This is a genomic window from Streptomyces sp. WAC 01529 (assembly GCF_003945545.1).
GTDB classification, from domain to species: Bacteria; Actinomycetota; Actinomycetes; order Streptomycetales; family Streptomycetaceae; genus Streptomyces; species Streptomyces anatolicus.
Window position 1 is genome coordinate 6,301,200 of the sequence record NZ_CP029617.1, and the last position, 22,523, is coordinate 6,323,722.

Annotated in this window: 23 protein-coding genes; 15 read left to right on the forward strand and 8 right to left on the reverse strand. The window is 71.1% G+C overall.

Features of this window, described 5'->3' with window-relative positions; genetic code table 11:
* On the reverse strand, positions 1-813 hold the full coding sequence (locus DMA15_RS28180) for a VOC family protein (protein ID WP_125515539.1): 813 nt from the start codon (positions 811-813) through the stop codon (positions 1-3).
* A gap of 336 nt (positions 814-1,149) precedes the next feature.
* Here DMA15_RS28180 and DMA15_RS28185 point away from each other — a divergent pair, with 336 nt between their 5' ends.
* Positions 1,150-1,977 carry a sulfurtransferase gene (locus tag DMA15_RS28185; RefSeq protein ID WP_125515540.1) on the forward strand — a complete coding sequence of 276 codons (828 nt, stop codon included), beginning with the start codon at positions 1,150-1,152 and terminating at the stop codon, positions 1,975-1,977.
* A gap of 124 nt (positions 1,978-2,101) precedes the next feature.
* Here DMA15_RS28185 and sepH read toward each other — a convergent pair whose 3' ends face one another.
* Positions 2,102-3,202 carry a septation protein SepH gene (gene sepH / locus DMA15_RS28190; protein WP_125515541.1) on the reverse strand — a complete coding sequence of 367 codons (1,101 nt, stop codon included), beginning with the start codon at positions 3,200-3,202 and terminating at the stop codon, positions 2,102-2,104.
* Positions 3,203-3,673: 471 nt separating this feature from the next.
* On the opposite strand from sepH, the gene DMA15_RS28195 reads away from it, so the two are divergent.
* Positions 3,674-4,951, forward strand: coding sequence for a hypothetical protein (locus DMA15_RS28195; RefSeq protein ID WP_125515542.1), 1,278 nt, complete (start codon positions 3,674-3,676; stop codon positions 4,949-4,951).
* Between the two features lie 6 nt (positions 4,952-4,957).
* Here DMA15_RS28195 and DMA15_RS28200 read toward each other — a convergent pair whose 3' ends face one another.
* Positions 4,958-6,283 (reverse strand): D-arabinono-1,4-lactone oxidase, encoded by a 1,326-nt coding sequence (locus DMA15_RS28200; RefSeq protein ID WP_125515543.1) that lies wholly within the window; start codon positions 6,281-6,283, stop codon positions 4,958-4,960.
* A complete protein-coding gene (locus tag DMA15_RS28205) occupies positions 6,237-7,481 on the reverse strand; it encodes an MFS transporter (RefSeq protein ID WP_125515544.1) in 1,245 nt (414 codons plus the stop codon). The genes DMA15_RS28200 and DMA15_RS28205 overlap by 47 nt, the downstream gene beginning before the upstream one ends.
* Positions 7,482-7,659: 178 nt before the next feature.
* Between DMA15_RS28205 and DMA15_RS28210 the strand changes: the two genes are divergently transcribed.
* Positions 7,660-8,787, forward strand: coding sequence for a ferrochelatase (locus DMA15_RS28210; RefSeq protein WP_125515545.1), 1,128 nt, complete (start codon positions 7,660-7,662; stop codon positions 8,785-8,787).
* Positions 8,788-8,818: 31 nt separating this feature from the next.
* Positions 8,819-9,628 (forward strand): inositol monophosphatase family protein, encoded by an 810-nt coding sequence (locus DMA15_RS28215; protein WP_125515546.1) that lies wholly within the window; start codon positions 8,819-8,821, stop codon positions 9,626-9,628.
* Between the two features lie 70 nt (positions 9,629-9,698).
* Here DMA15_RS28215 and DMA15_RS36795 read toward each other — a convergent pair whose 3' ends face one another.
* On the reverse strand, positions 9,699-9,872 hold the full coding sequence (locus DMA15_RS36795; protein ID WP_164551840.1) for a hypothetical protein: 174 nt from the start codon (positions 9,870-9,872) through the stop codon (positions 9,699-9,701).
* 301 nt (positions 9,873-10,173) lie between these two features.
* Here DMA15_RS36795 and DMA15_RS28220 point away from each other — a divergent pair, with 301 nt between their 5' ends.
* From DMA15_RS28220 to DMA15_RS28235, 4 genes are all read left to right on the forward strand, one after another.
* Positions 10,174-10,827, forward strand: a complete 654-nt coding sequence (locus DMA15_RS28220; RefSeq protein ID WP_055544891.1) for a response regulator transcription factor — start codon at positions 10,174-10,176, stop codon at positions 10,825-10,827.
* Between the two features lie 6 nt (positions 10,828-10,833).
* On the forward strand, positions 10,834-12,081 hold the full coding sequence (locus tag DMA15_RS28225) for a HAMP domain-containing sensor histidine kinase (RefSeq protein WP_125515547.1): 1,248 nt from the start codon (positions 10,834-10,836) through the stop codon (positions 12,079-12,081).
* 393 nt (positions 12,082-12,474) lie between these two features.
* Complete coding sequence (locus DMA15_RS28230; protein ID WP_030357326.1) at positions 12,475-12,771, forward strand: DUF4193 domain-containing protein; 297 nt, start codon at positions 12,475-12,477, stop codon at positions 12,769-12,771.
* Positions 12,772-12,784: 13 nt separating this feature from the next.
* Positions 12,785-13,732, forward strand: a complete 948-nt coding sequence (locus DMA15_RS28235; RefSeq protein WP_206302858.1) for a hypothetical protein — start codon at positions 12,785-12,787, stop codon at positions 13,730-13,732.
* A gap of 107 nt (positions 13,733-13,839) precedes the next feature.
* Here DMA15_RS28235 and DMA15_RS28240 read toward each other — a convergent pair whose 3' ends face one another.
* Positions 13,840-14,292 carry a DUF3093 domain-containing protein gene (locus DMA15_RS28240; protein WP_125515548.1) on the reverse strand — a complete coding sequence of 151 codons (453 nt, stop codon included), beginning with the start codon at positions 14,290-14,292 and terminating at the stop codon, positions 13,840-13,842.
* 58 nt (positions 14,293-14,350) lie between these two features.
* Between DMA15_RS28240 and DMA15_RS28245 the strand changes: the two genes are divergently transcribed.
* From DMA15_RS28245 to DMA15_RS28275, 7 genes are all read left to right on the forward strand, one after another.
* The gene (locus DMA15_RS28245) at positions 14,351-14,935 is read left to right on the forward strand and encodes a PaaI family thioesterase (RefSeq protein ID WP_125515549.1); all 585 of its coding nucleotides are present in this window, start codon (positions 14,351-14,353) and stop codon (positions 14,933-14,935) included.
* Positions 14,936-14,958: 23 nt separating this feature from the next.
* Positions 14,959-15,519, forward strand: a complete 561-nt coding sequence (dut, locus tag DMA15_RS28250; protein WP_125518046.1) for a dUTP diphosphatase — start codon at positions 14,959-14,961, stop codon at positions 15,517-15,519.
* A gap of 1 nt (position 15,520) precedes the next feature.
* Positions 15,521-16,288: a DUF3710 domain-containing protein gene (locus DMA15_RS28255; RefSeq protein WP_125515550.1), complete on the forward strand. Its 768-nt coding sequence runs from the start codon at positions 15,521-15,523 to the stop codon at positions 16,286-16,288.
* 208 nt (positions 16,289-16,496) lie between these two features.
* Positions 16,497-19,061 carry a sensor histidine kinase KdpD gene (locus tag DMA15_RS28260; RefSeq protein WP_125515551.1) on the forward strand — a complete coding sequence of 855 codons (2,565 nt, stop codon included), beginning with the start codon at positions 16,497-16,499 and terminating at the stop codon, positions 19,059-19,061.
* Between the two features lie 32 nt (positions 19,062-19,093).
* Positions 19,094-19,777: a response regulator gene (locus tag DMA15_RS28265; protein ID WP_125515552.1), complete on the forward strand. Its 684-nt coding sequence runs from the start codon at positions 19,094-19,096 to the stop codon at positions 19,775-19,777.
* 114 nt (positions 19,778-19,891) lie between these two features.
* Entirely contained in the window at positions 19,892-20,290 is a 399-nt protein-coding gene (locus DMA15_RS28270) for an OB-fold nucleic acid binding domain-containing protein (protein WP_125515553.1), read from the forward strand.
* A gap of 3 nt (positions 20,291-20,293) precedes the next feature.
* Positions 20,294-21,025, forward strand: a complete 732-nt coding sequence (locus tag DMA15_RS28275) for a DUF3159 domain-containing protein (RefSeq protein ID WP_125515554.1) — start codon at positions 20,294-20,296, stop codon at positions 21,023-21,025.
* 107 nt (positions 21,026-21,132) lie between these two features.
* Here the strand turns inward: DMA15_RS28275 and DMA15_RS28280 are convergent, their stop codons facing one another.
* Both DMA15_RS28280 and DMA15_RS28285 read right to left on the reverse strand, forming a co-directional pair.
* On the reverse strand, positions 21,133-21,801 hold the full coding sequence (locus DMA15_RS28280; RefSeq protein ID WP_030778734.1) for a TrkA family potassium uptake protein: 669 nt from the start codon (positions 21,799-21,801) through the stop codon (positions 21,133-21,135).
* Positions 21,801-22,469, reverse strand: a complete 669-nt coding sequence (locus DMA15_RS28285) for a TrkA family potassium uptake protein (RefSeq protein WP_125515555.1) — start codon at positions 22,467-22,469, stop codon at positions 21,801-21,803. Before DMA15_RS28285 ends, DMA15_RS28280 begins: the two co-directional genes overlap by 1 nt.
* Positions 22,470-22,523 lie beyond the last annotated feature (54 nt).

Consider the following 22,523-nt stretch of genomic DNA (forward strand, 5'->3'; position numbering starts at 1 on the left):
TCAGGCGCGGGCGTGTGAGCGTACGACGGTGAAGACCGCGCCCTCCGGATCGGCGACCGTCGCCACCCGGCCGTGGGAGCCGTCCCGCGGCGGCTTGACGACCTGCCCGCCCAGCTCGGCCACCCGGTCCACCGCCTCCTCCACGTCGGCGACCTCGAAGTACGTCATCCAGTGCGGGCCCCGGTCGCGCGGCAGCGCGTCCCCGACGCCGTGCATGGCGGCCACCGGGCGGCCGTCGACCTCAAGGGTCAGATAGTCGAAGTCGGCCGAGACGACGGCCTCTTCGGTGTAGCCGAACACGGCCCGGTAGAACGGGACGACACTCGCCGTCTCCCGCGTCACCAGCTCGTTCCAGGCCGGCGCGCCCGGCTCGCCGACCACCGCGGTGCCCAGATGCCGTGCGGCCTGCCAGAGCCCGAACACGGCGCCCGTGGGGTCCGACGCGACGGCCATCCGGCCCGCCCGGCCCGCGGTGATCGGGCCCACGCCGATCGTGCCGCCGCAGTGCCGCACCGTCTCGGCCGTCGCGTCCGCGTCGTCCGTAGCCAGATAGGGCGTCCAGGCGATGGGCAGATGCCGGTCGGGCGGCAGCTGGCCGATGCCGGCCACCTCCCGGCCGTCGAGCAGCGCCCGCACATAGGGGCCGAGCTGCTCGGGCCCCGGCCGGAACTCCCAGCCGAAGAGCGCTCCGTAGAACTCCTGGGTCGCCGCCAGGCCATGCGCCATCAGGCTCACCCAGCAGGGTGTGCCGGGTGCGCTTCGACCGGTTCCCGCGCCGTCGCGCCGCCCTGCGGACGCCTGTGCCTCGGTCATCGTCACCCTCTCCTCGGCCTTCGTGATGGCCGCTTCGCTTCCGCTCTCTTCGAATCTCTTCGAACGCGCGCGCCCGCGCCGCGCACACATGCGCGCCCTCGCAGATGCTCGCACCACCTGTCGCGCCGCGCGTCCCGGCCGCGCCGCACTGCCCGGCTTCCCGCGGAGGATGCCCGTTTTACGGTGTCTCACCCCTTGCCGCGAGAAGGCCGAGCGGGGTCCATCTGCTGTACAGGCTGTGCAGGGTCCCGTACGCCCTGTGGTGGGGCAGGGTACGGCGGAGCAGGGTAGCCGGACCTCGCCCATACGGCCACCCCATGCGCAAGGATGGGGCCCATGAACGCCATCATCTCCGCATCCGAACTCGCGAGCGACCTGGCGGGCGAGAATCCGCCGGTCCTGCTCGACGTCCGCTGGCAGCACCAGGGCTCGATGCGCGATGCCTACGAAGAGGGGCACATTCCCTCGGCCGTCTTCGTCGACCTCGACGCCGACCTGGCAGGACCCGCCGGGGCCGGCGGCCGCCACCCGCTCCCCGACCTGGACCACTTCGGTGCCGTGATGCGAGCGGCGGGGGTCTCTCCGGAGCGCGATGTCGTCGTGTACGACGGTGGCCAGAACTGGGCGGCCGCGCGCCTGTGGTGGATGCTGCGCTGGACGGGGCACACCTCCGTACGTGTCCTTGACGGCGGTCTCGCCCTGTGGACCGGCTCCCTGGAGCCGGGCGCGGGGACGGCCCCGGCCGAGGGGTCCTTCGAGCCTGCCCCGAACAGCACGGACTTCCTGGACGCGGACTCGGCGGCGGCCCTGGCCCGTTCGGGTCTGCTCCTGGACGCCCGCGCGGCCGAGCGCTACCGCGGCGAGGTCGAGCCGATCGACCGGGTGGCCGGGCACATCCCGGGCGCGGTGTCGGCGCCGACCACCGAGAACGTGGCGCAGGACGGCCGCTTCAAGCCGGCCGCGGAGCTGGCGGACCGCTTCAAGGCGCTGGGCGCCTCGGGCACTTCGGAGATCGGTGTCTACTGCGGCTCGGGCGTCTCGGGCGCCCATGAGGTGCTCGCGCTCGCGGTGGCGGGGATTCCGGCGGCGCTGTACGTCGGCTCGTGGTCGGAGTGGTCGGCGGACGGCTCCCGCCCGGTCGCGACGGGCCCGGACCCGCAGTAGGCCGCCATACGTACGCACGTGGGCCCCGCACCTGCCGGTACTGCCGGTGCGGGGCCCATGGTGTCGTACGTCAGTCCGGCGAACTCACGACCGGAACTCCGGCGTGGTTCGCCGCCTACTCCTGCTACTCCTGCTTCTTGCGGCGCGTGCCGAAGACGATCTCGTCCCAGCTGGGCACCGCGGCGCGGCGACCAGGGCGCACTCCGTCCGCCTCGGCCTGACGGTCCGTGGAACCGACGAGGCGGTCGCGGTGACTGGCCACCGAGCGCGGCATGAGGACGTCCGCGTACGCCGAACCGGCGCCGGCCGAAGCCGCGGGGGCCTCCTCGGCGTCGGGCTCCTGCTCGGACTCCTCCTGGACGGACGGCGGCAGTTCCGTGGTGGACGTGACCGAGGGGCGTTCGGGCACGACCATGTCGCCGCGGAAGCTGGGCACCGCCTCCAGGAGGCTGGTGAGCGAGTCGCGCTCCTGCTCGGCGACCGCGGAGCCCGCGCCCTCGCTCTCCTCCGGGGGATCGACGGGGGCGGCGGGGATGCTCGGGCGGTCCAGCTGCCGGTCCAGGGCGCGGTCGAGCGGCCGGTCCAGCGGGCGGTCCCGGGGGAGGCGGGCGATGCGCGGCACGAACGGGAAGCTGGGCTCCGGTGCCGCGATGTCGTCCGTCTCGCCGATCAGCGAGCGTGCCTCGTCGTCGACGGCCTGCACGAGGCGCCGGGGCGGGTCGTACGTCCAGCTCGCGGAGTGCGGCTCGGTCGCGACGCGGTAGACGAGCAGGACCTCCCAGGTGCCGTCGTCGCGGCGCCAGGAGTCCCACTGGACGGATTCCTTGTCGGCGCCGCGCAGCAACAACCGTTCCTGGACGGCCTCGCCGAGCTGGGGTCCGGTGTTCTCACCGGGACGGCGTACGGGGGTCTTCCTGGCGCGCTCCGCCATGAAGGCGCGCTCGGCGAGCACGGGTCCTTCGAAGCGGCGGACGCGATCAACGGGGATTCCGGCGAGCTGGGCCACTTCTTCCGCGCTGGCACCGGCACGTATCCGTGCCTGGATGTCGCGCGGGCGGAGGTGGCTCTCCACCTCGATCTCGATCTGTCCGAGTCGGGGCCGGTCGCCGCGGACGGCCGCACGCAGCCGTTCGTCGATCGGAAGCGTGTACTCCGTGCTGTCCGCAGCCTTCAGCACCAGCCGTGTGCCGTCGTTGCTGACGGCCACGACACGCAGTTCGGGCATGGGGACCTCCCGGGTGGTGCCTGCCGACGTCACGTGCGTCGCTGCTTCCGCTAGTCGAGTGTGGCCTGCCCGGGTGCAGCCTGCCACAACCTTGCCGAGTTGCCCGGCGTGTCGGGCAGGGGCCCTGGATCGCCGTTATGGCACGGTTACCGTTTCGCAACGCTAAGTGACGACGTTCGTCACCCTGTGCAGCGAGCCCCCCACCCGGCGGTTCTGGAAGGCCCCGGGCACCCTGGCGGGAGACCGGACCCAGGGCTCGCAACAGTACTCCATTCGGGCCATGCGGGTGGACCGCCGCGCCGCCGAACTTCTCATGGGGGACGGGAGTTGGTGGCGCTTTTGGGGCTCGCGACCCCGCGCGCGGGTGGCGCACTTCACGGAAACACCCGAAACGGAACTAATCACTTCGCCCGTACGTCCCCTTCTCGTGTGGTCAGTCGAAAAGGTGAGAAAGGCAGGCAAGGGTCGGAGATGCGAGTAAAGCCGGATTCCGGCAAGGGGTCGCAGGGCAAGGACTCGAAGGAGCAGGAGGAGCCGGAGGAGAAGCGGCGCCTCGATCTCAGCGTGCCGCAAGTGGCGGGGAGCGCCATCGCCGCGGTCGTGGCGGCGAAGCTGGCCTCGAACCTCGGGGTCTACGGCACGATCCTCGGCGCCGGCGTCGTGAGCGGCATCGCGACCTGCGGCGGCACGATCTTCCAGCACTTCTTCAAGCGCACGGGCGAACAGATACGCGTCGTCGCGGTGCAGGCCAAGCCGAAGGCGCACCAAGTGCCGTTGACCACAGCCCCCTCGGTGCCGGAGACGTTCAGAACCGCCGCGTACACGGGCGCCGCGTCCGCCACCGGGCCGGTGACCACCACATGGGGTCGCCCACGGGAAGCGGACGCCGAGCCGGACGGGATCGCGGTACTTCCGTCGGCGGCGGACGCGACCACGGCGTTGCCGACCCCGGACGCGGACCCCACGACCGCGCTGCCGTCGGTGGCCTCCGACCTCGACGCCGACAGGACGCAACGGCTCGGCTCGGTCGACGCCACGCAGTTGGTCCCGCGCGAGGACGGCACGCGACTGCTGCCCCGTGATGACGCCACGCGCGTGCTGCGCGCCGGACCGGGAGCGCCCACTTCGGGTACGTCTGCTCCCGGGACGCCCACTCCGGGGACGCCGGTCGAACCGCCGCTTCCGTCGGACGAGTTCACCGTCGGCACCACGCACCGCGCGCGGATCCGCAGCTGGAAGCGGCCGTTGATCGCGGCTGCCGTCGTCTTCGGTGTCGCCATGGGCGGGATCACCACGTACGAGCTGATCTCCGGGGAGGACCTCAGCGGCGGCAAGGGCACGACGATCAGCAACGGCTTCTCGGGGAACAACACCTCCAAGGAGAGGCCGTCCACTCCCTCCGAACCGTCAGGACAGCCGTCGGACAACGGCACTTCGGGGACGGGCGACGGCACCCAGGAGGGCGGCGGCACCGCGACACCGGACCCGGACGGGACCGGGGGTCAGACGCCGGGCCAGGGCGACGGCAACGGCAGCGGCACCGGTGGCGACGGCTCCAAGAACGACCCCGACGACGGCACCGGCACGGACCCCGACAAGGACAAGGGCGACGACTCCGGGGACGACGGCGCCAAGACGGACCCGACACCGACGCCGCCTCCGGCCCCCACGCCGTCGAGCGGCACAGGCCCCGGCAGCGGCACGGGCGCCGACGGCGACGCGCAGCAGGGCGAGACCACCAGCCCCTAGCCGGGGTCAGTCGCCGAGGACCCGCCGCAGATAGTCGTTGCCGAACATGCGGTCGGGGTCGAGGCGGTCGCGCAGGGCGGTGAACTCGCCGAAGCGGGGGTACGCCTTGGCGAAGTACTCCGCGTCGCGCGTGTGCAGCTTGCCCCAGTGCGGCCGCCCCTCGTGCGCGGTGAAGATCCGCTCGGCCGCGGCGAAGTACGCCTGGTACGGCGTGCCCTTGTACATATGGACGGCGATGTACGCGCTCTCCCGGCCCGAGGCCGTGGAGAGCGCGATGTCGTCCGCGGGCGCCGTGCGGACCTCCACGGGGAAGCTGATCCGCAGCCGCGAACGCTCCACCATGGCCTTCAGCTCGCGCAGGGTCTCCACCAGGGCCTCGCGCGGAACGGCGTACTCCATCTCCATGAAGCGCACCCGGCGCGGGCTGGTGAACACCTTGTAGGGGATGTCGGTGTACGTGCGGGCGGAGAGCGCCTTGCTGGAGATCCTCGCGATGCCCGGGATGGCCGCGGGGACGGCCCGGCCGAGGGAGTTGACCACCTGGAAGAGGCCGTTGGAGAGCACTTCGTCCTCTACGAAGGCGCTGATCCTGCCGGGCGGGGCCACGGGACCCGGGCTGCGGTTGTTGCGCTTGGTGGTGCAGTTGCCGGTGTGCGGGAACCAGTAGAACTCGAAGTGCTCGTTCTCGATGACCAGGGCGTCGAAGTCGCTGGTGACCTTCTCGAAGGTCATCGGTTCCTCGCGGGCCGTGAGGAAGAAGACCGGCTCCACGGCGAAGGTGATCGCGGAGATGACACCGAGCGCGCCGAGCCCGACGCGGGCGGCGGCGAAGACGTCGGGGTTCTCGTCGGCGGAGCAGGTCAGGATCGTGCCGTCCGCGGTGACCAGCTCAAGGCCCTTGATCTGCGCGGCGATCGAGGCCGAGTCGCGGCCCGTGCCGTGGGTGCCGGTACTGACGGCTCCGGAGACGGTCTGCTCCATGATGTCGCCCATGTTCGTGAGCGAAAGGCCCTCACGCGCGAGTGCCGTGTTCAGGCGCTTCAGCGGGGTGCCCGCCTCCACGGTGACCGTGCCCGCCGCGCGGTCGATGCCGCGGATGCCGGTGAGGAGGCCGGGGCGTATGAGGAGGCCGTCGGTCGCGGCGGCCGCCGTGAAGGAGTGCCCCGTGCCGACCGGCTTCGCCCGCAGGCCCTCGGCCCTGGCCTCGCGCAGGGCCGCCGAGAGCTCCTCCACCGAGGCGGGGGAGACCTCCCTGACGGGCCGCGCGGTGACGTTGCCCGCCCAGTTACGCCACGCCGCTGTGCTCTTCCCGCTGCCCGTTGCCGTGCTCATGGGTTCCTCCCCGTCGCGGAACCGGCCTCGCCAGCCGGCGATACCCCAGGAACCCGACGACGACCGCGACGGCTCCCGAGATCCCCGGAACCGCGTACCCGGCGTCCGGGCCCGCGGCGTCGATCACCCAGCCGGCCGCGGAGGAGCCGAGCGCGACGCCGACCGCGAGCCCGGTGCTCACCCAGGTCATGCCCTCGGTCAGTTTCGCGCGTGGTACGTGCTGCTCGACGAGGGCCATCGTCGTGATCATCGTCGGTGCGATGGACAGGCCCGCGACGAACAGCGCCACGGCCAGAAACGGCAGGTTCCCGACCAGTTGAAGCGGGATCATACTCACGGCCATCGCACAGACACCCAGCAGCCACCTGGGCGCCGGTGCCCCCTTGAAGTGCAGCAGCCCGAAGACCGCACCCGCGAGGCAGGAGCCGAGGGCGTAGACCGCGAGCACGAGGCTCGCCGCGGATTTGTGGCCCTGGTCCTCCGCGTACGCCACCGTGACCACGTCGATCGCCCCGAAGATCGCGCCGGTCGCGACGAAGGTGGCGACGAGCACCTGGAGGCCGCCCGAGCGCAACGCCGAGCCGCCGGTGTGGTGTTCGCGCGGATGCGGCACCGGCTCGGTCTCCCGCTGGGCCGTCAGCCAGAAGACGCCCACGGCGAGAAAGGCCCCGGCGAGCAGCGGTCCCGCCTCGGGGAACCACACCGTGGAGAGCCCGATCGAGATGATCGGCCCGAAGATGAAGCAGACCTCGTCCACCACGGACTCGAAGGAGTACGCGGTGTGCAGCTGCGGGGTGTCGCGGTACAGGACCGCCCAGCGGGCCCTGATCATCGAGCCCACGCTCGGCACACAGCCGACCAGCGCGGCGAAGACGAACAGCGTCCAGTCGGGCGTCTCGAACTTCGCGCAGAGCAGCAGCCCCGCCACCGCGGCCAGGGAGACCAGCGTCGCCGGCCTGAGCACCCGGCGCTGGCCGTGGCGGTCCACGAGCCGCGAGATCTGCGGCCCGATCGCGGCCGCGGAGAGCGCGACGGCCGCCGAGAGCGCGCCCGCGAGGCCGTACCGCCCGGTCAGCTGGGACACCATCGTCACGATGCCGATGCCCATCATCGAGATCGGCATGCGGCCGAGGAACCCGGCGGTGGAGAACGCCTTGGTGCCGGGGGCGGCGAAGAGGGCGCGGTAGGAGCTGGGCACGTGGACTCCGCAGAAACGCCGGAGTTCCGCGGGCGGGACGACTCCGGTAAGGCGTAAAGGTGGCCGATACAGCTTACGGCCGTGAGAGACCGGACGCACCCGTTTTCCCGCTTGTCCGGAGGGGCCCGAACGCACCGTGGTTTCCCGGCTGTCAGTGGTGAGTGGCAGGATCGGTGGCATGTCCGATGCGCTCGATCCCACTCCCTACGACGCCCTGCTGCTGCTCTCGTTCGGCGGCCCAGAGGGCCCCGACGACGTCGTCCCGTTCCTGGAGAACGTGACGCGCGGGCGCGGCATCCCCAAGGAGCGGCTCAAGGAGGTGGGGCAGCACTACTTCCTGTTCGGCGGGGTCAGCCCGATCAACGACCAGAACCGCGCCCTGCTGGAGGCCCTGCGCAAGGACTTCGCGGAGCACGGCCTGGACCTGCCGGTCTACTGGGGCAATCGCAACTGGGCGCCCTACCTCACGGACACCCTGCGCGAGATGGTCACCGACGGCCGCCGCCGCATCCTGACCCTGGCCACCAGCGCGTACGCCTCGTACTCGGGCTGCCGCCAGTACCGCGAGAACCTCGCGGACTCCCTCGCCGCCCTGGAGGCGGAGGGCCTTGAGCCGCCGCGGGTCGACAAGCTCCGGCACTACTTCAACCACCCCGGCTTCGTACGCCCCATGATCGACGGCGTCCTGAAGTCCCTCTCCGAGCTGCCCGAGGACGTACGCCAGGGCGCGCACCTCGCCTTCACGACGCACTCGATCCCGAACGCGGCGGCCGACACCTCCGGCCCGGCCGAGGACCACGGCGACGGCGGTGCGTACGTCAGGGAGCACCTGGACGTGGCCCGTCTCATCGCCGACGCGGTGCGCGAGGAGACCGGCGTCGAGCACCCGTGGCAGCTCGTCTACCAGTCTCGCAGCGGCGCCCCGCACATCCCGTGGCTGGAGCCGGACATCTGCGACCACCTGGAGGAGCGGCACGGCGCCGGGGCGCCCGCGGTGGTCATGGTCCCCATCGGCTTCGTCTCGGACCACATGGAGGTCCTGTACGACCTCGACACCGAGGCCGAGGCCAAGGCCGCGGAGCTGGGTCTTCCGGTCCGCCGCTCGGCGACGGTCGGCGCCGATCCCCGGTTCGCCGCGGCGATCAGGGAGCTGGTCCTGGAGCGCGCCGCCAAGGAGACCGGCGCGGCGGTGACTCCATGCGCCCTGGGAGCCCTCGGCCCGAGCCACGACCTGTGCCCGGTTGGCTGCTGCCCGGCCCGCGCCCCGAAGCCCGCGGCCGCCGGCGCCGACAGCCCGTACGCGTGATTCCCGATCCCCCCGAGCTGGAGCGAGCACCATGAACGACCCGCTGAAGGCGCTCAAGGCCGAGCTGCTCGACATCGCCCTGGAGGCCGCGCACCGGGCCGGGGCCTTCCTCCGCGAAGGCCGCCCCGACGACCTGGGCGTGGCGGCCACCAAGTCCAGCGCCGTGGACGTCGTCACCGAGATGGACATCGCCTCCGAGAAGCTCATCACCGACTTCCTCGCCGAGCGCAGACCGGAGGACGGCGTGCTCGGCGAGGAGGGCGCGAGCGTCGAGGGCAGCAGCGGCGTGCAGTGGGTCGTCGACCCGATCGACGGCACCGTCAACTACCTGTACGGCCGCCCGGACTGGTCCGTGTCCATCGCCGCCCGCAAGGACGGCGAGACCCTGGTCGGGGTGGTGCACGCCCCGATGCGCGGGGAGACGTACCGCGCGGTCCTGGGGGAGGGCGCCTTCGTCGGCGACGTGCCCGCGCGCGTCCGCCCCGCGCCTCCCTTCGGGCAGGCCCTGGTGGGCACCGGCTTCGGGTACCTCACCGAGCGCCGCGTCCAACAGGCGGAGATCACCCGCCACCTCATCCCGAAGGTGCGGGACATCCGGCGCGGCGGATCGGCCGCGATCGACCTGTGCGACGTCGCGGTGGGCCGCCTGGACGCGTACTACGAGCGGGGGCTCAAGCCGTGGGACTTCGCGGCGGGTGACCTCGTCGCCCGGGAGGCGGGCGCGCTGACCGGTGGCCGCCCCGGAGAGGCCCTCTCGGGCGAGCTGGCCATCGCGGCCCCGCCCGGCCTCTTCGAGCCCCTTCAGGGCCTCCTGGAGGACCTCGGCGCCTGGCACGACTGACGGCACACGGAAGGGCCCCGGCGTCACGTCCAGACGCCGGGGCCCTTACGTACGTATGTGCTCAGGTCACTCAGACCTGCAGAGCGCCTACCTCGACTCCGTGCTCGGCGGCCAGGCGGTGGAGGTCCTCCAGCTCCGCCTGCTCCACCTCGGCAAGGAAGTCGTCTCCCGTCTCACGGGCCATGGTGAGGTCGGACTCCGTGGCCTTTATGCGCTGCAGGAGACCTGCGGTGAATGCGTCCATGGTTGCGCCCCCTCGGCTGGGTCATGGGTCGATGGCACGGGGGTGTGCCCTCAAGAAGGGTCGATCACGTCGTGAGCCGCCCTGGAGAAAGCGGTTTGTGGCGCACCACATACAAAGCGTGATCGCGGGTGTAAGGCCGTCCTCCCCTGGCTCCGTTCCGCAGAAACCTCAACAGGCGGACGAAATCCCGCATTCCCGGGCCCTCAGACCGCCTTACAGCCGGTTTATGGCCGAAAGGGGCAGGATGGAGGCCTACCCCAAGACAAACCTGCCCGCAGGGGCACAGAGGAAGGACAACGACGTGCGCGTACTCGTCGTCGAGGACGAGCAGCTGCTCGCCGATGCGGTGGCCACCGGACTGCGCCGGGAGGCCATGGCAGTCGACGTCGTGTACGACGGGGCGGCCGCCCTGGAGCGCATCGGCGTCAACGACTACGACGTGGTGGTGCTCGACCGGGACCTCCCGCTCGTGCACGGCGACGACGTCTGCCGCAAGATCGTCGAGCTGGGCATGCCGACCCGCGTCCTGATGCTCACCGCCTCGGGCGACGTCAGCGACCGCGTCGAGGGCCTGGAGATCGGCGCCGACGACTACCTCCCCAAGCCCTTCGCGTTCAGCGAGCTGACGGCACGCGTGCGTGCCCTCGGACGGCGTACGAGCGTGCCGCTGCCGCCCGTCCTGGAGCGGGCCGGGATCAAGCTCGACCCCAACCGCCGCGAGGTCTTCCGCGACGGCAAGGAGATCCAGCTCGCTCCCAAGGAGTTCGCCGTCCTCGAAGTGCTGCTGCGCAGCGAGGGCGCGGTCGTCTCCGCCGAGCAGCTCCTGGAGAAGGCCTGGGACGAGAACACCGACCCGTTCACGAACGTGGTCCGGGTCACCGTCATGACCCTGCGCCGCAAGCTCGGTGAGCCCGCCGTCATCGTGACGGTGCCGGGCTCCGGCTACCGGATCTGACCCCCGGTGGCCGCGACCCCGGCGCCACCAGCCGCGCCTCCGAAGCCGACGTGGGACCCCAGGAAGGTCGAAGCACCCTTCCCGTGGCTGCGTCCCACCATCCGTATACGGCTCACGCTGCTCTACGGCGGCATGTTCCTGATCGCGGGCATCCTGCTGCTCTCGATCATCTATCTGCTCGCCGCGCAGGCGTTGAACGTCGGCAGTGACCTGCCGTTCCGGGTCACGGGCAAGTCCACGGTGAGCAGCGAGAGCTGCACCAACTTCCGGCTGCTCCCCGAGCGCCCCACGGAGGGGCAGCTCAACGCCGCGCTGAACGAGTGCGTCAACCAGATGCGCCAGAACGCCCTGGACAACCTCCTCAGCCGGTCACTTCTCGCCCTCCTCGGGCTCGCCGTGATCGCCTTCGCCTTCGGGTACGCGATGGCGGGCCGCGTGCTCTCGCCGCTGGGCCGCATCACCCGCACCGCCCGCAGGGTGGCCGGCACCGACCTGACCCGGCGCATCGAGCTGGACGGCCCGGACGACGAGCTGAAGGAGCTGTCCGACACCTTCGACGAGATGCTGGACCGCCTGGAGCGGGCGTTCACCGCCCAGCAGCGGTTCGTCGGCAACGCCTCGCACGAGCTGCGCACGCCGCTGGCGATCAACCGCACGCTCCTGGAGGTGCACCTCTCCGACCCCGGGGCGCCGCCGGAACTCCACCAGCTGGGCAAGACGCTCCTGGCCACCAACGAGCGCAGCGAGCAGCTCGTGGAGGGCCTGCTGCTGCTCGCCCGCAGCGACAACCAGATCGTCGAGCGCAAGCCGGTCGATCTCGCCGAGGTCGCCGACCGCGCGGTCGACCAGGTGCGCGGCGAGGCCGACGCGAAGGGCGTGGAGATCCGCGGGGAGCGTGGTCCGGCCGTCGTGCAGGGCAATGGCGTACTCCTGGAGCGGATCGCCCTGAACCTCGTCCAGAACGCCGTCAGGTACAACGTGGCGGACGAGGGCTGGGTCGAGGTGACCACGGAGGCTCAGCACGGCCAGGCGGTCCTGGTGGTGTCGAACACGGGCCCGGTGGTGCCCGCGTACGAGATCGACAACCTTTTTGAGCCTTTCCGGAGGCTGCGGACCGAGCGGACGGGCAGCGACAAGGGCGTCGGGCTCGGCCTGTCGATCGCCCGGTCGGTGGCGCGGGCCCACGGGGGCCGTATCATCGCGGAGCCGCGCGAGGGGGGAGGGCTCGTGATGCGAGTGACGCTTCCCCTCTGAGATGCTGCACGAACGCGCCGACGTGTTCGCTTTGCGCGGAATTTTCGGGACTCGAATCCGGGAAAACCGTGTGCGATCGATCACAGTGGCGATTTCTTGGGTATCTACTCTCCGTGATCGCTAAAGTCGTCGGAAAGCCGGGAAAATCCGGGTTTTCGGGGGTCTTGATCACGGGAAGTACACGGGGTGACGCCCGTGAAGTGCGACATTCGGACCGTGTACGGTCCCGATCGCCATCCAAGCCGATCACCTCTTCAGGGGTGCGGTTGGGTGTCGATTGAGTAACAGACCTTGATGTGAGGCAAAATCTCCGCCTCGGGTCGGGCACAAGTCCGGCCTCTCACGCGTTACGTGCGCTGGAGACACCGCAGACACCCAGAGGGGGAGAGCGACATGGCAACGGACTACGACACCCCACGCAAGACCGACGATGACGTCAACGAGGACAGCATCGAGGAACTCAAGGCACGGCGGAACGACAAGTCGACCTCGTCGGTCGACGTCGACGAGTTCGAGGCCGCCGAGGGCCTTGAGCTGCCCGGCGCCGACCTTTCCAACGAGGAGCTCGCCGTCCGGGTGCTCCCGAAGCAGCAGGACGAGTTCACCTGCATGAGCTGCTTCCTGGTGCACCACCGCAGCCAGCTGGCCAGGGAGAAGAACGGCCAGCCGATCTGTCGCGACTGCGACTGAGGCGGGGTCGGCCATGACTGGCTCGACCCCGTCCAGGAAGCGCCGCTTCCGCAAGCGCGGAGCGGACGAAGCCGGCGCCTCGGGCGACGGCGTGCGTGACGACGAGCGAGGCTCTTCCGCCACCGGAGCAGCCTCGCTCGAACCGGCGAACGCCCTCGAACCGGCGAACGCCCTTGAGGCGGCGCCGGACGAGACGGCGGCCGACAAGGCCTCCGGGACCACTCGGGCAGCCGGGTCCCGGAGCCGCGTTGCCGCCGTCGCGGACGGAATGAAGGAAGGCGTGCGCAAGGGCGGGCGCGCCGGCAAGGCCGGGATCGGCTACCTCGCCGACCGGCTCATCGAGAACGCCCCGCGGATCCCGGTCCGCGATCTGGCGACCCTCCGCAAGCAGTTCCCGGGCCTCGGCCCCGAGCAGCTGGCGGACAAGCTCGTCTCCGGTGCGGCCAACGCCTCGTCCACGGTGGGCGCGGGTGTGGGCGCGGCGGCGATGATGCCCGTGCCGCCCGCGATGCCCGCCGAGCTCGCGGCCGAGATCACCGGCGTCGCCGCCGTCGAACTGAAACTCATCGCCGAGCTGCACGAGGTCTACGGCCAGCGGCCCGGCGGCAATCTCAAGCAGCGCAGCACGGCGTATCTGACCTCGTGGACGCAGGAGCGCGGCGTCGACGTCGCCAAGCCCACGACCCTCAACGCCGCCCTGGGCGGCCAGATGAAGCGGGAGCTGCGCCAGCAGATCATGAAGCGCATGGTCCGGAACCTTCCGAACCTCATGCCCTTCATGGTGGGCGCCGCGGTCGGGGCGGTGATGAACCGCCGGGACACCAAGAAGCTCGCCGCGAAGATCAGGGAGGACCTGCGGAAGCGGCAGGTGCCGTGGGACGCGCTGCCGGAGCTTCCGCCTCTGGAGACGCCGGACGATCCTCTGCGGGTGGGGGGCTCTCCCAAGGAGCTGGGGAGCTGATCTTGCTCCGGGCGCGCGGGTTGGTCGTGGCTGGTCGCGCAGTTCCCCGCGCCCCTGACGGGGCGCTGGTCGTGCAGTTCCCCGCGCCCCTGACGGGGCGCCTTGGTTTACGGGGTGTTCTGGCGTACCGCGTTCAGCGCTTCTGCCAGGGCCTCCGGGTGCCTTGTCGAGAGGTAGGCGTAGGGCGTGGGATCGGTCGGGTCCGTGATCTTTACGCGCAGGGCCGTCGGGATGTAGGCGCGCAGCAGCATGAAGGCGCGCGGGTCGGCCTTGTAGGAGCGCCAGGCGCGGGTCTCCTCGCCCGTCAGGACCTCCGCCTCGCCCAGGGCGGAGACCGGGATCTTCGCGTCGCCCGCGACCAGCGAGCCGGCCACCACGCGGATCCGCACGGAGCCGTACGCGCTGGTGACGACCGCGGCCACCGCCGTGCCGCCGACCAGGCCGCCGAGGAGCGGAAGCGTGCCGAACGGCAGCATGATCAGGGCCATCGCGACACCGACCAGGACCGAGGCGAACCACCACGAACGGGGCGCGGTCAGGCGTTCTTCGTAAGGCTGCATGGAACCAAGCTTGGCACGGGGAGCTGCGAGTGCTGACGCGGAGGTAAGGTCTGCGCCTGTGAGTGGTACATCTGCAGCTCTGACGCCCCCGGCCGACGCCATAGCGCCCGTCCGCCACCCCGACGCACCCGCCCCCGGTGAGCTGATCGGCGCCCATTACGAACACTGTTTCGGCTGTGGTGAAGGCCAGGCGCACGGACTGCACCTTGCGGCGCGCGCGGGGGAGGGCGTGACCGTCACCGCCGAGTTCACCGTGCGCGAGGCGCACCAGGGCGCCCCGGGCCTCGCCCATGGCGGCGTCCTCGCCACCGCGCTCGACGAGACGCTGGGCTCGCTGAACTGGCTGCTGCGGGTGATCGCCGTGACCGGCCGCCTGGAGACCGACTTCGCGCGGCCCGTGCCGCTGGGCACCGTGCTCTTCCTGGAGGCCGAGGTCACAGCCGTCGCCGGACGGAAGATCTACTCGACCGCCACCGGCCGGATCGGCGGCCCCGACGGGCCCGTCGCGGTCCGTGCCGACGCCCTCTTCATCGAGGTGAAGGTCGAGCACTTCATCGACAACGGCCGCCCGGAGGAGATCCAGGCCGCCATGAACAACCCGGACCAGATCCGGCGTGCCCGTGCCTTCGAGGTGAACCCGTGACGTCCCGTACCCCTTCCGGCGAGCTGAACGTACTGATCAGGCGCGTCGACCCCGACGTACCACTGCCGTCGTACGCGCGCCCTGGCGACGCCGGTGCCGATCTGCGGACCACGGAGTCCTGCGAACTCGCGCCGGGCGAGCGGGTCGTGCTGCCCACCGGGGTGTCCATCGCGCTCCCCGAGGGGTACGCGGCCTTCGTGCACCCCCGTTCGGGGCTCGCCGCACGCTGCGGTGTCGCTCTGGTGAATGCCCCGGGGACGGTGGATGCCGGGTACCGTGGAGAGATCAAGGTGATCGTGGTGAATCTCGATCCGCGCGAGTCCGTGCGGTTCGAGCGTTTCGACCGGATTGCCCAACTGGTCGTCCAGCAGGTCGAGAAGGTGCGCTTCCAGGAGGTGGCGGAGCTTCCCGCATCGGCGCGGGCCGAGGGGGGCTTCGGGTCCACCGGCGGCCATGCCGCCGTGGGCGTCGGCCCGGGCGAGAGTGCGGGCGAACAGACGGGCGCGGACGGACGGACGGGCGCGGTCGAACAAACGGGTGGGAATCGATACGCATCGGTCGTATCCGACCGGGAAGGACAGTGACGTGTTCGGACGTCGCAAGAAGGACAGTGCCGCCGAGGACGCGGCGGGCGCGGACGAGCAGGTCGTCGACGGCGTGGACAGCAATGACCCGGCCGACGTCACGCGCTCGCGCGTGAGGCTCGAACCGGAGCCCCGTCCCGACGGTCCCTGGGACATCTCCGAGGTCCGTGAGCCCGGCGAGGGCCGCGTGGACCTCGGCGGGCTCTTCGTGCCGGGGGTCGAGGGCATGGAGCTGCGGGTGGAGGTCGCGGGCGACGCGATCGTCGCGGCCACCGTCGTGCTCCAGGACAGCGCCATCCAGCTGCAGGGCTTCGCCGCCCCCAAGAAGGAGGGCATCTGGGGCGAGGTCCGCGAGGAGATCGCCTCCGGCATCACCCAGCAGGGCGGTGTCATCGACGAGGTCGAGGGCCCCCTCGGCTGGGAGCTGCGCGCGCAGGTGCCGGTGCAGCTGCCGGACGGCACGGGCGGTGTGCAGGTCGTGCGCTTCATCGGCGTCGACGGGCCGCGCTGGTTCCTGCGCGGTGTGATCTCCGGGCAGGGCGCGGTGCAGCCGCAGGCCGCCGGGCTCCTGGAGCAGATCTTCCGGGACACCGTCGTCGTGCGCGGCGAAGGTCCGATGGCGCCGCGCGACCCGATCGTCCTGAAGCTCCCGGACGACGCGCAGATGGTCGCCGAGGGCAGTGTGCAGCAGGAGCAGCAGGAAGGCTCCCGCTTCTCGGGCGGCATGGGGCAGCTCCAGCGCGGCCCCGAGATCACCGAGGTCCGCTGACGCCGAGCCGTCCGACGGCATTCAACTGCCTTGTGGCCCGCAGTGGTTCCGGTTCGTCCGGGCCGTTGCGGGCCACATGCGCGTCCCGCGGCGGGCATCAGGGTTCTGTCAAGGACGCCGCCCCCGCACCCCCTCGCCCGTAATGCCGGAATTGTTGGCCGTAAGGTCGACGCTGCGTACACAGTTGTTTCGGGAAGACAATGGGGCCATGGCACGCGGCAAGCTTCGGATATACCTCGGTGCGGCACCGGGCGTCGGCAAGACGTACGCCATGCTCTCCGAGGCGCACCGGCGCGTGGAGCGCGGCACCGACTGCGTCGTCGGCTTCGTGGAGCACCACGACCGCCCGCGCACCGAAGTGATGCTGCACGGCCTCGAACAGGTGCCCCGCAAGGACCTGGAGTACCGCGGCACCGCCTTCACCGAGATGGACGTGGACGCGGTCCTTGAGCGCGCCCCCGCCGTCGCCCTTGTCGACGAACTCGCCCACACCAATGTCCCCGGCTCCCGCAACGCCAAGCGCTGGCAGGACGTCGAGCAGCTGCTCGCGGCGGGCATCGACGTCGTCTCGACGGTGAACATCCAGCACCTGGAGTCCCTCGGCGACGTCGTCGAGTCGATCACCGGCGTACGCCAGCGTGAGACCGTGCCGGACGAGGTGGTGCGCCGCGCCGACCAGATCGAGCTGGTCGACATGTCGCCACAGGCGCTGCGCCGCCGCATGGCGCACGGCAACATCTACAAGCCCGACCGCATCGACGCCTCCCTCTCCAACTACTTCCGCCCCGGCAACCTCACCGCCCTGCGCGAACTGGCCCTGCTCTGGGTCGCCGACCGCGTCGACGAGTACCTCCAGCAGTACCGGGGCGAGCACAACATCCGCTCCACCTGGCAGGCCCGCGAGCGCATCGTCGTCGGACTCACCGGCGGCCCCGAGGGCCGTACGCTCATCAGACGCGCCTCCCGGATGGCCGCCAAGGGCTCCGGCAGCGAGATCCTCGCCGTCTACATAGCCCGCAGCGACGGCCTGACCGCCGCCTCCCCCAAGGAACTCGCCGTCCAGCGCACCCTGGTCGAAGACCTCGGCGGCACCTTCCACCACGTCATCGGCGACGACATACCGGCCGCCCTGCTCGACTTCGCCCGCGGCGTCAACGCCACCCAGATCGTCCTCGGCTCCTCCCGCCGCAAGACCTGGCAGTACGTCTTCGGACCCGGCGTCGGCGCGACCGTCGCCCGCGACTCCGGGCCCGACCTGGACGTCCACATCGTCACCCACGGCGAGGTCGCCAAGGGCCGGGGCCTGCCCGTCGCCCGGGGCGCGCGCCTCGGCCGTTCCCGGATCATCTGGGGCTGGCTGGTCGGCGTCGGGGGACCCGCCCTGCTGACCCTGCTGCTCACCCACATCGACGCCGACCTCGGCCTCGCCAACGACATGCTGCTGTTCCTGACGCTGACGGTGGCCGCCGCGCTGCTCGGCGGCCTCCTGCCGGCCCTCGCGTCGGCGGCCGTCGGATCGCTGCTCCTCAACTACTACTTCACGCCGCCGCTGCACCTGTGGACGGTCTCCAACAACAAGAACATCGTCGCGATCGCCGTCTTCGTGGGCGTCGCGGTCTCCGTGGCCTCGGTGGTGGACCTCGCCGCCCGGCGCACCCACCAGGCCGCCCGGCTGCGCGCCGAGTCGGAGATACTCTCCTTCCTCGCGGGCAGCGTCCTGCGTGGCGAGACCAGCCTCGAAGCCCTCCTGGAGAGGGTCCGCGAGACCTTCGCCATGGAGTCCGTGTCACTCCTGGAACGCGCGGGCGACAACGACCCGTGGACCTGCGCGGGCCGCGTCGGCGACGGCCGCCCGCTGCTCCGCCCCGAGGACGCCGACGTGGACATGCCGGTCGGCGACCACATGGCCCTCGCCCTGTCCGGCCGCGTGCTGCCCGCCGAGGACCGCCGCGTGCTCGCCGCCTTCGCCGCGCAGGCCGCCGTCGTCCTGGACCGCCAGCGCCTGCAGTCCGAGGCCGACCAGGCCCGCACCCTCGCCGAGGGCAACCGCATCCGCACCGCGCTGCTCGCCGCCGTCAGCCACGACCTCCGTACGCCGCTCGCGGGCATCAAGGCGGCCGTGACCTCACTCCGCTCCGACGACGTCGAGTGGTCCGAGGAGGACGAGGCCGAACTCCTCGCGGGCATCGAGGAGGGCGCCGACCGCCTGGAGCACCTCGTGGGCAACCTGCTCGACATGTCACGGCTCCAGACCGGCACGGTCACCCCGCTGATCCGTGAGATCGACCTGGACGAGGTCGTCCCCATGGCGCTCGGCGGGGTCCCCGACGGCAGCGCCGAGCTGGACATCCCCGAGACGCTGCCGATGGTCGCCGTCGACAAGGGCCTGCTGGAGCGCGCGGTCGCGAACATCGTCGAGAACGCCGTCAAGTACGCCCCCGAGGGCGAGCCCGTCAAGGTCTCCGCAAGCACCCTGGGCGAGCGCGTCGAGGTCCGCGTGGTCGACCGCGGCCCCGGCGTCCCCGATACCGCCAAGGACCGCATCTTCGCGCCCTTCCAGCGTTACGGTGACGCTCCGCGCGGTGCGGGCGTGGGCCTCGGCCTCGCCGTCGCCCGCGGCTTCGTCGAGGCCATGGGCGGCACCCTCGCCGCCGAGGACACCCCCGGCGGCGGCCTCACCATGGTCCTCACCCTGCGAGCGGTGGCCGGGCGGCCACCGGACCGCCCGGACCTTCCCGATCTCCCCGATCTCCCCGCCCAGGTCACCCAGTGACCGCGAACCAGAAGCCAGAAAGGCAGGCCGGCATGACCCGGGTGCTCGTGGTCGACGACGAGCCGCAGATCGTACGTGCCCTCGTGATCAACCTGAAGGCGCGCAAGTACGAGGTGGACGCGGCCCCCGACGGCGCGACGGCGCTCCAGCTGGCCGCCGCCCGCCACCCCGACGTGATCGTGCTCGACCTCGGTCTGCCCGACATGGACGGCGTGGAGGTCATCAGGGGCCTGCGCGGCTGGACCCGCGTCCCGGTCCTCGTCCTGTCCGCCCGGCACAGCTCGGACGAGAAGGTCGAGGCCCTGGACGCGGGCGCCGACGACTACGTGACCAAGCCGTTCGGCATGGACGAGCTGCTCGCCCGGCTGCGCGCCGCCGTCCGCAGGGCCGAGCCCACCGGCGCGGGCGAGGACGACATCCTGGTCGACACCGAGGACTTCTCCGTCGACCTCGCGGCCAAGAAGGTCAACCGCGGCGGGCGCGACGTGCGCCTGACGCCGACCGAGTGGCACCTCCTGGAGGTCCTCGTCCGCAACACCGGCCGCCTGGTCAGCCAGAAACAGCTGCTCCAGGAGGTGTGGGGGCCCTCCTACGGCACGGAGACCAACTACCTGCGCGTCTACATGGCCCAGCTGCGCCGCAAGCTGGAGGCGGACCCGGCGCATCCGCGGCACTTCATCACGGAGCCGGGCATGGGGTACCGCTTCGAGCGTTGAGGTCCGCCGCGAGCGTTGAAGTCGGCCCCGAGCGGGCATAAGCCGTGAGCGGGCATGAACACAGATGAGCGCACCCCTCTCTACGGTGTCGGCACCCCCCGGTAGGCTTCTTGTATGAGTGCTGTTCCTGGTTCCGAAAAGCCGGCAGGCCGTTTCCGGCGCATGCTCGACCGGCTCTCCTCCTCGCAGGAGGATCTGGAGTCGGAGGAGCTGCGTGAGGACGCCGAGACCGCGGGCTGCGTCCGCATCGGCGACTGCCAAGACCGCCAGATAGTCACCGTTACTGGTACCTTGCGCACGGTCACCCTGCGACCACGCGCCGGGGTCCCCGCGCTGGAGGCCGAGCTGTTCGACGGCTCCGCGGCGCTGGACGTGGTGTGGCTCGGCAGGCGCTCCATCGTAGGCATAGAGCCGGGGCGCAAGCTGATCGCATCGGGCCGGATCTCGCTGAGCCGGGGCCGCCGGGTGCTCTTCAACCCCAAATACGAACTCAGACCGCTCGGACGGGAGTAGCCGGTGACGTCCCTCGACAAGCCGACGGACCAAGGGAAACCGGATCAGATCGACGCCGATTCCAGGGCCGTGACCGAGGCAGCGCTCTTCGAGGCCTTCGGCGGCGTGCGGGGCATGGTGGAGACGGTCGTTCCCGGCCTGCTCTTCGTGACCATCTTCACGATCAACAAGGACCTGCACATGGCGGCCATCGCCGCCCTCGCGGTCTCCGTGGTGCTCGTGGTGGTCCGCCTGGTCATGAAGGACACCGTCAAGCACGCCTTCAGCGGCGTCTTCGGCGTCGCCTTCGGTGTGGTCTTCGCGATGATGACCGGCAACGCCAAGGACTTCTACCTGCCGGGCATGCTCTACACCCTGGGCCTCGCCCTGGCCTACATCATCACGACCCTCGCGGGCGTCCCGCTGATCGGCCTGATCCTCGGCCCGGTCTTCAAGGAGAACCTCTCCTGGCGCACCCGCAACCCCGGCCGCAAGAAGGCGTACGCGAAGGCGAGCTGGGCCTGGGGCCTGATCCTGCTCGCCAAGTGCGCGATCCTCTTCCCGCTGTACTGGTGGGCGGACACCACGCAGTTCGGCTGGGTCCTGGTCGCCCTGAAGATCCCGCCCTTCCTGCTCGCCGTCTACCTCACCTGGGTCTTCCTGGCGAAGGCCCCGCCGCCGATCGACGTCTTCGCCGAGATGGAGGCCGCCGAGAAGGCGGAGGAGGAGCGCAAGGCCGCAGAGCGCGCCCCGTAGGGGCGCGGGGAACTGCGCGAGCAGCCACGACGGACCCGCGGAGAACACACGCAGTGGGGGGCGCCCGGTGACTACCGGGCGCCCCCCACTGCGTACCGCAAAGCCCGCTAGCTCTCCCGACGCACCGAAAGCAGATCCTCCAGCTGCTCCTCACGCGCCTGCGCGGCCACGAAGAGAAGCTCGTCACCCGCCTCCAGGGAGTCATCCGGCGTCGGCGCCAGGACGCGCGTACCGCGGATGATCGTCACGAGCGAGGTGTCCTCGGGCCACTCGACGTCGCCGACCCGCGTGCCCGCGAGGGCCGACTCGGGCGGCAGCGTCAGCTCCACGAGGTTCGCGTCGCCGTGGCTGAAGCGCAGCAGCCGGACGAGATCGCCGACGCTCACCGCCTCCTCGACGAGCGCGGACATCAGACGCGGCGTGGAGACCGCGACATCGACGCCCCAGGACTCGTTGAAGAGCCACTCGTTCTTGGGGTTGTTCACGCGGGCGACGACGCGCGGGACGCCGTACTCCGTCTTGGCGAGCAGGGAGACGACGAGGTTGACCTTGTCGTCGCCGGTCGCGGCGATCACGACGTTGCAGCGCTGGAGCGCGGCCTCGTCCAGGGAGGTGATCTCGCAGGCGTCGGCGAGCAGCCACTCGGCCTGCGGGACGCGCTCGACGGAGATGGCCGTCGGCGCCTTGTCGACGAGAAGGACCTCGTGGCCGTTCTCAAGCAGCTCACCGGCGATGGAGCGGCCCACCGCGCCGGCTCCGGCAATGGCGACCCTCATCAGTGACCGCCCTCCTCGGGGCCTTCGGCGAACGCCGCTTCGACCTTGTCGACCTGATCGGTGCGCATCATCACGTGCACCAGGTCACCCTCTTGCAGGACCGTCTGCGAGGTCGGCAGGACCGCCTCGCCCAGCCGGGTGAGGAAGGCCACGCGTACGCCGGTCTCCTCCTGGAGCCGGCTGATCTTGTGCCCGATCCAGGCGGCCGAGGCGTGCACCTCGGCGAGCTGCACGCCACCGGTGGGGTCGCGCCACAGCGGCTCGGCCCCCGAGGGGAGAAGCCGGCGCAGCATCTGGTCGGCCGTCCAGCGGACCGTGGCGACCGTGGGGATGCCGAGGCGCTGGTAGACCTCGGCGCGGCGCGGGTCGTAGATGCGGGCCGCGACGTTCTCGATGCCGAACATCTCGCGGGCGACGCGCGCGGCGATGATGTTCGAGTTGTCGCCGCTGCTGACGGCGGCGAAGGCGCCCGCCTCCTCGATGCCGGCTTCGCGCAGGGTGTCCTGGTCGAAGCCGACGCCGGTGACGCGGCGGCCGCCGAACCCGGAGCCCAGGCGGCGGAAGGCCGTGGGGTCCTGGTCGACCACGGCGACCGTATGCCCCTGATGTTCCAGGGTCTGCGCGAGAGCGGAACCGACTCTCCCGCAGCCCATGATGACGATGTGCACGACCGTCCTTCCGGCTGTGTCAAAACTCTGTGCTCAGGCTGAACGGTAAAAGCG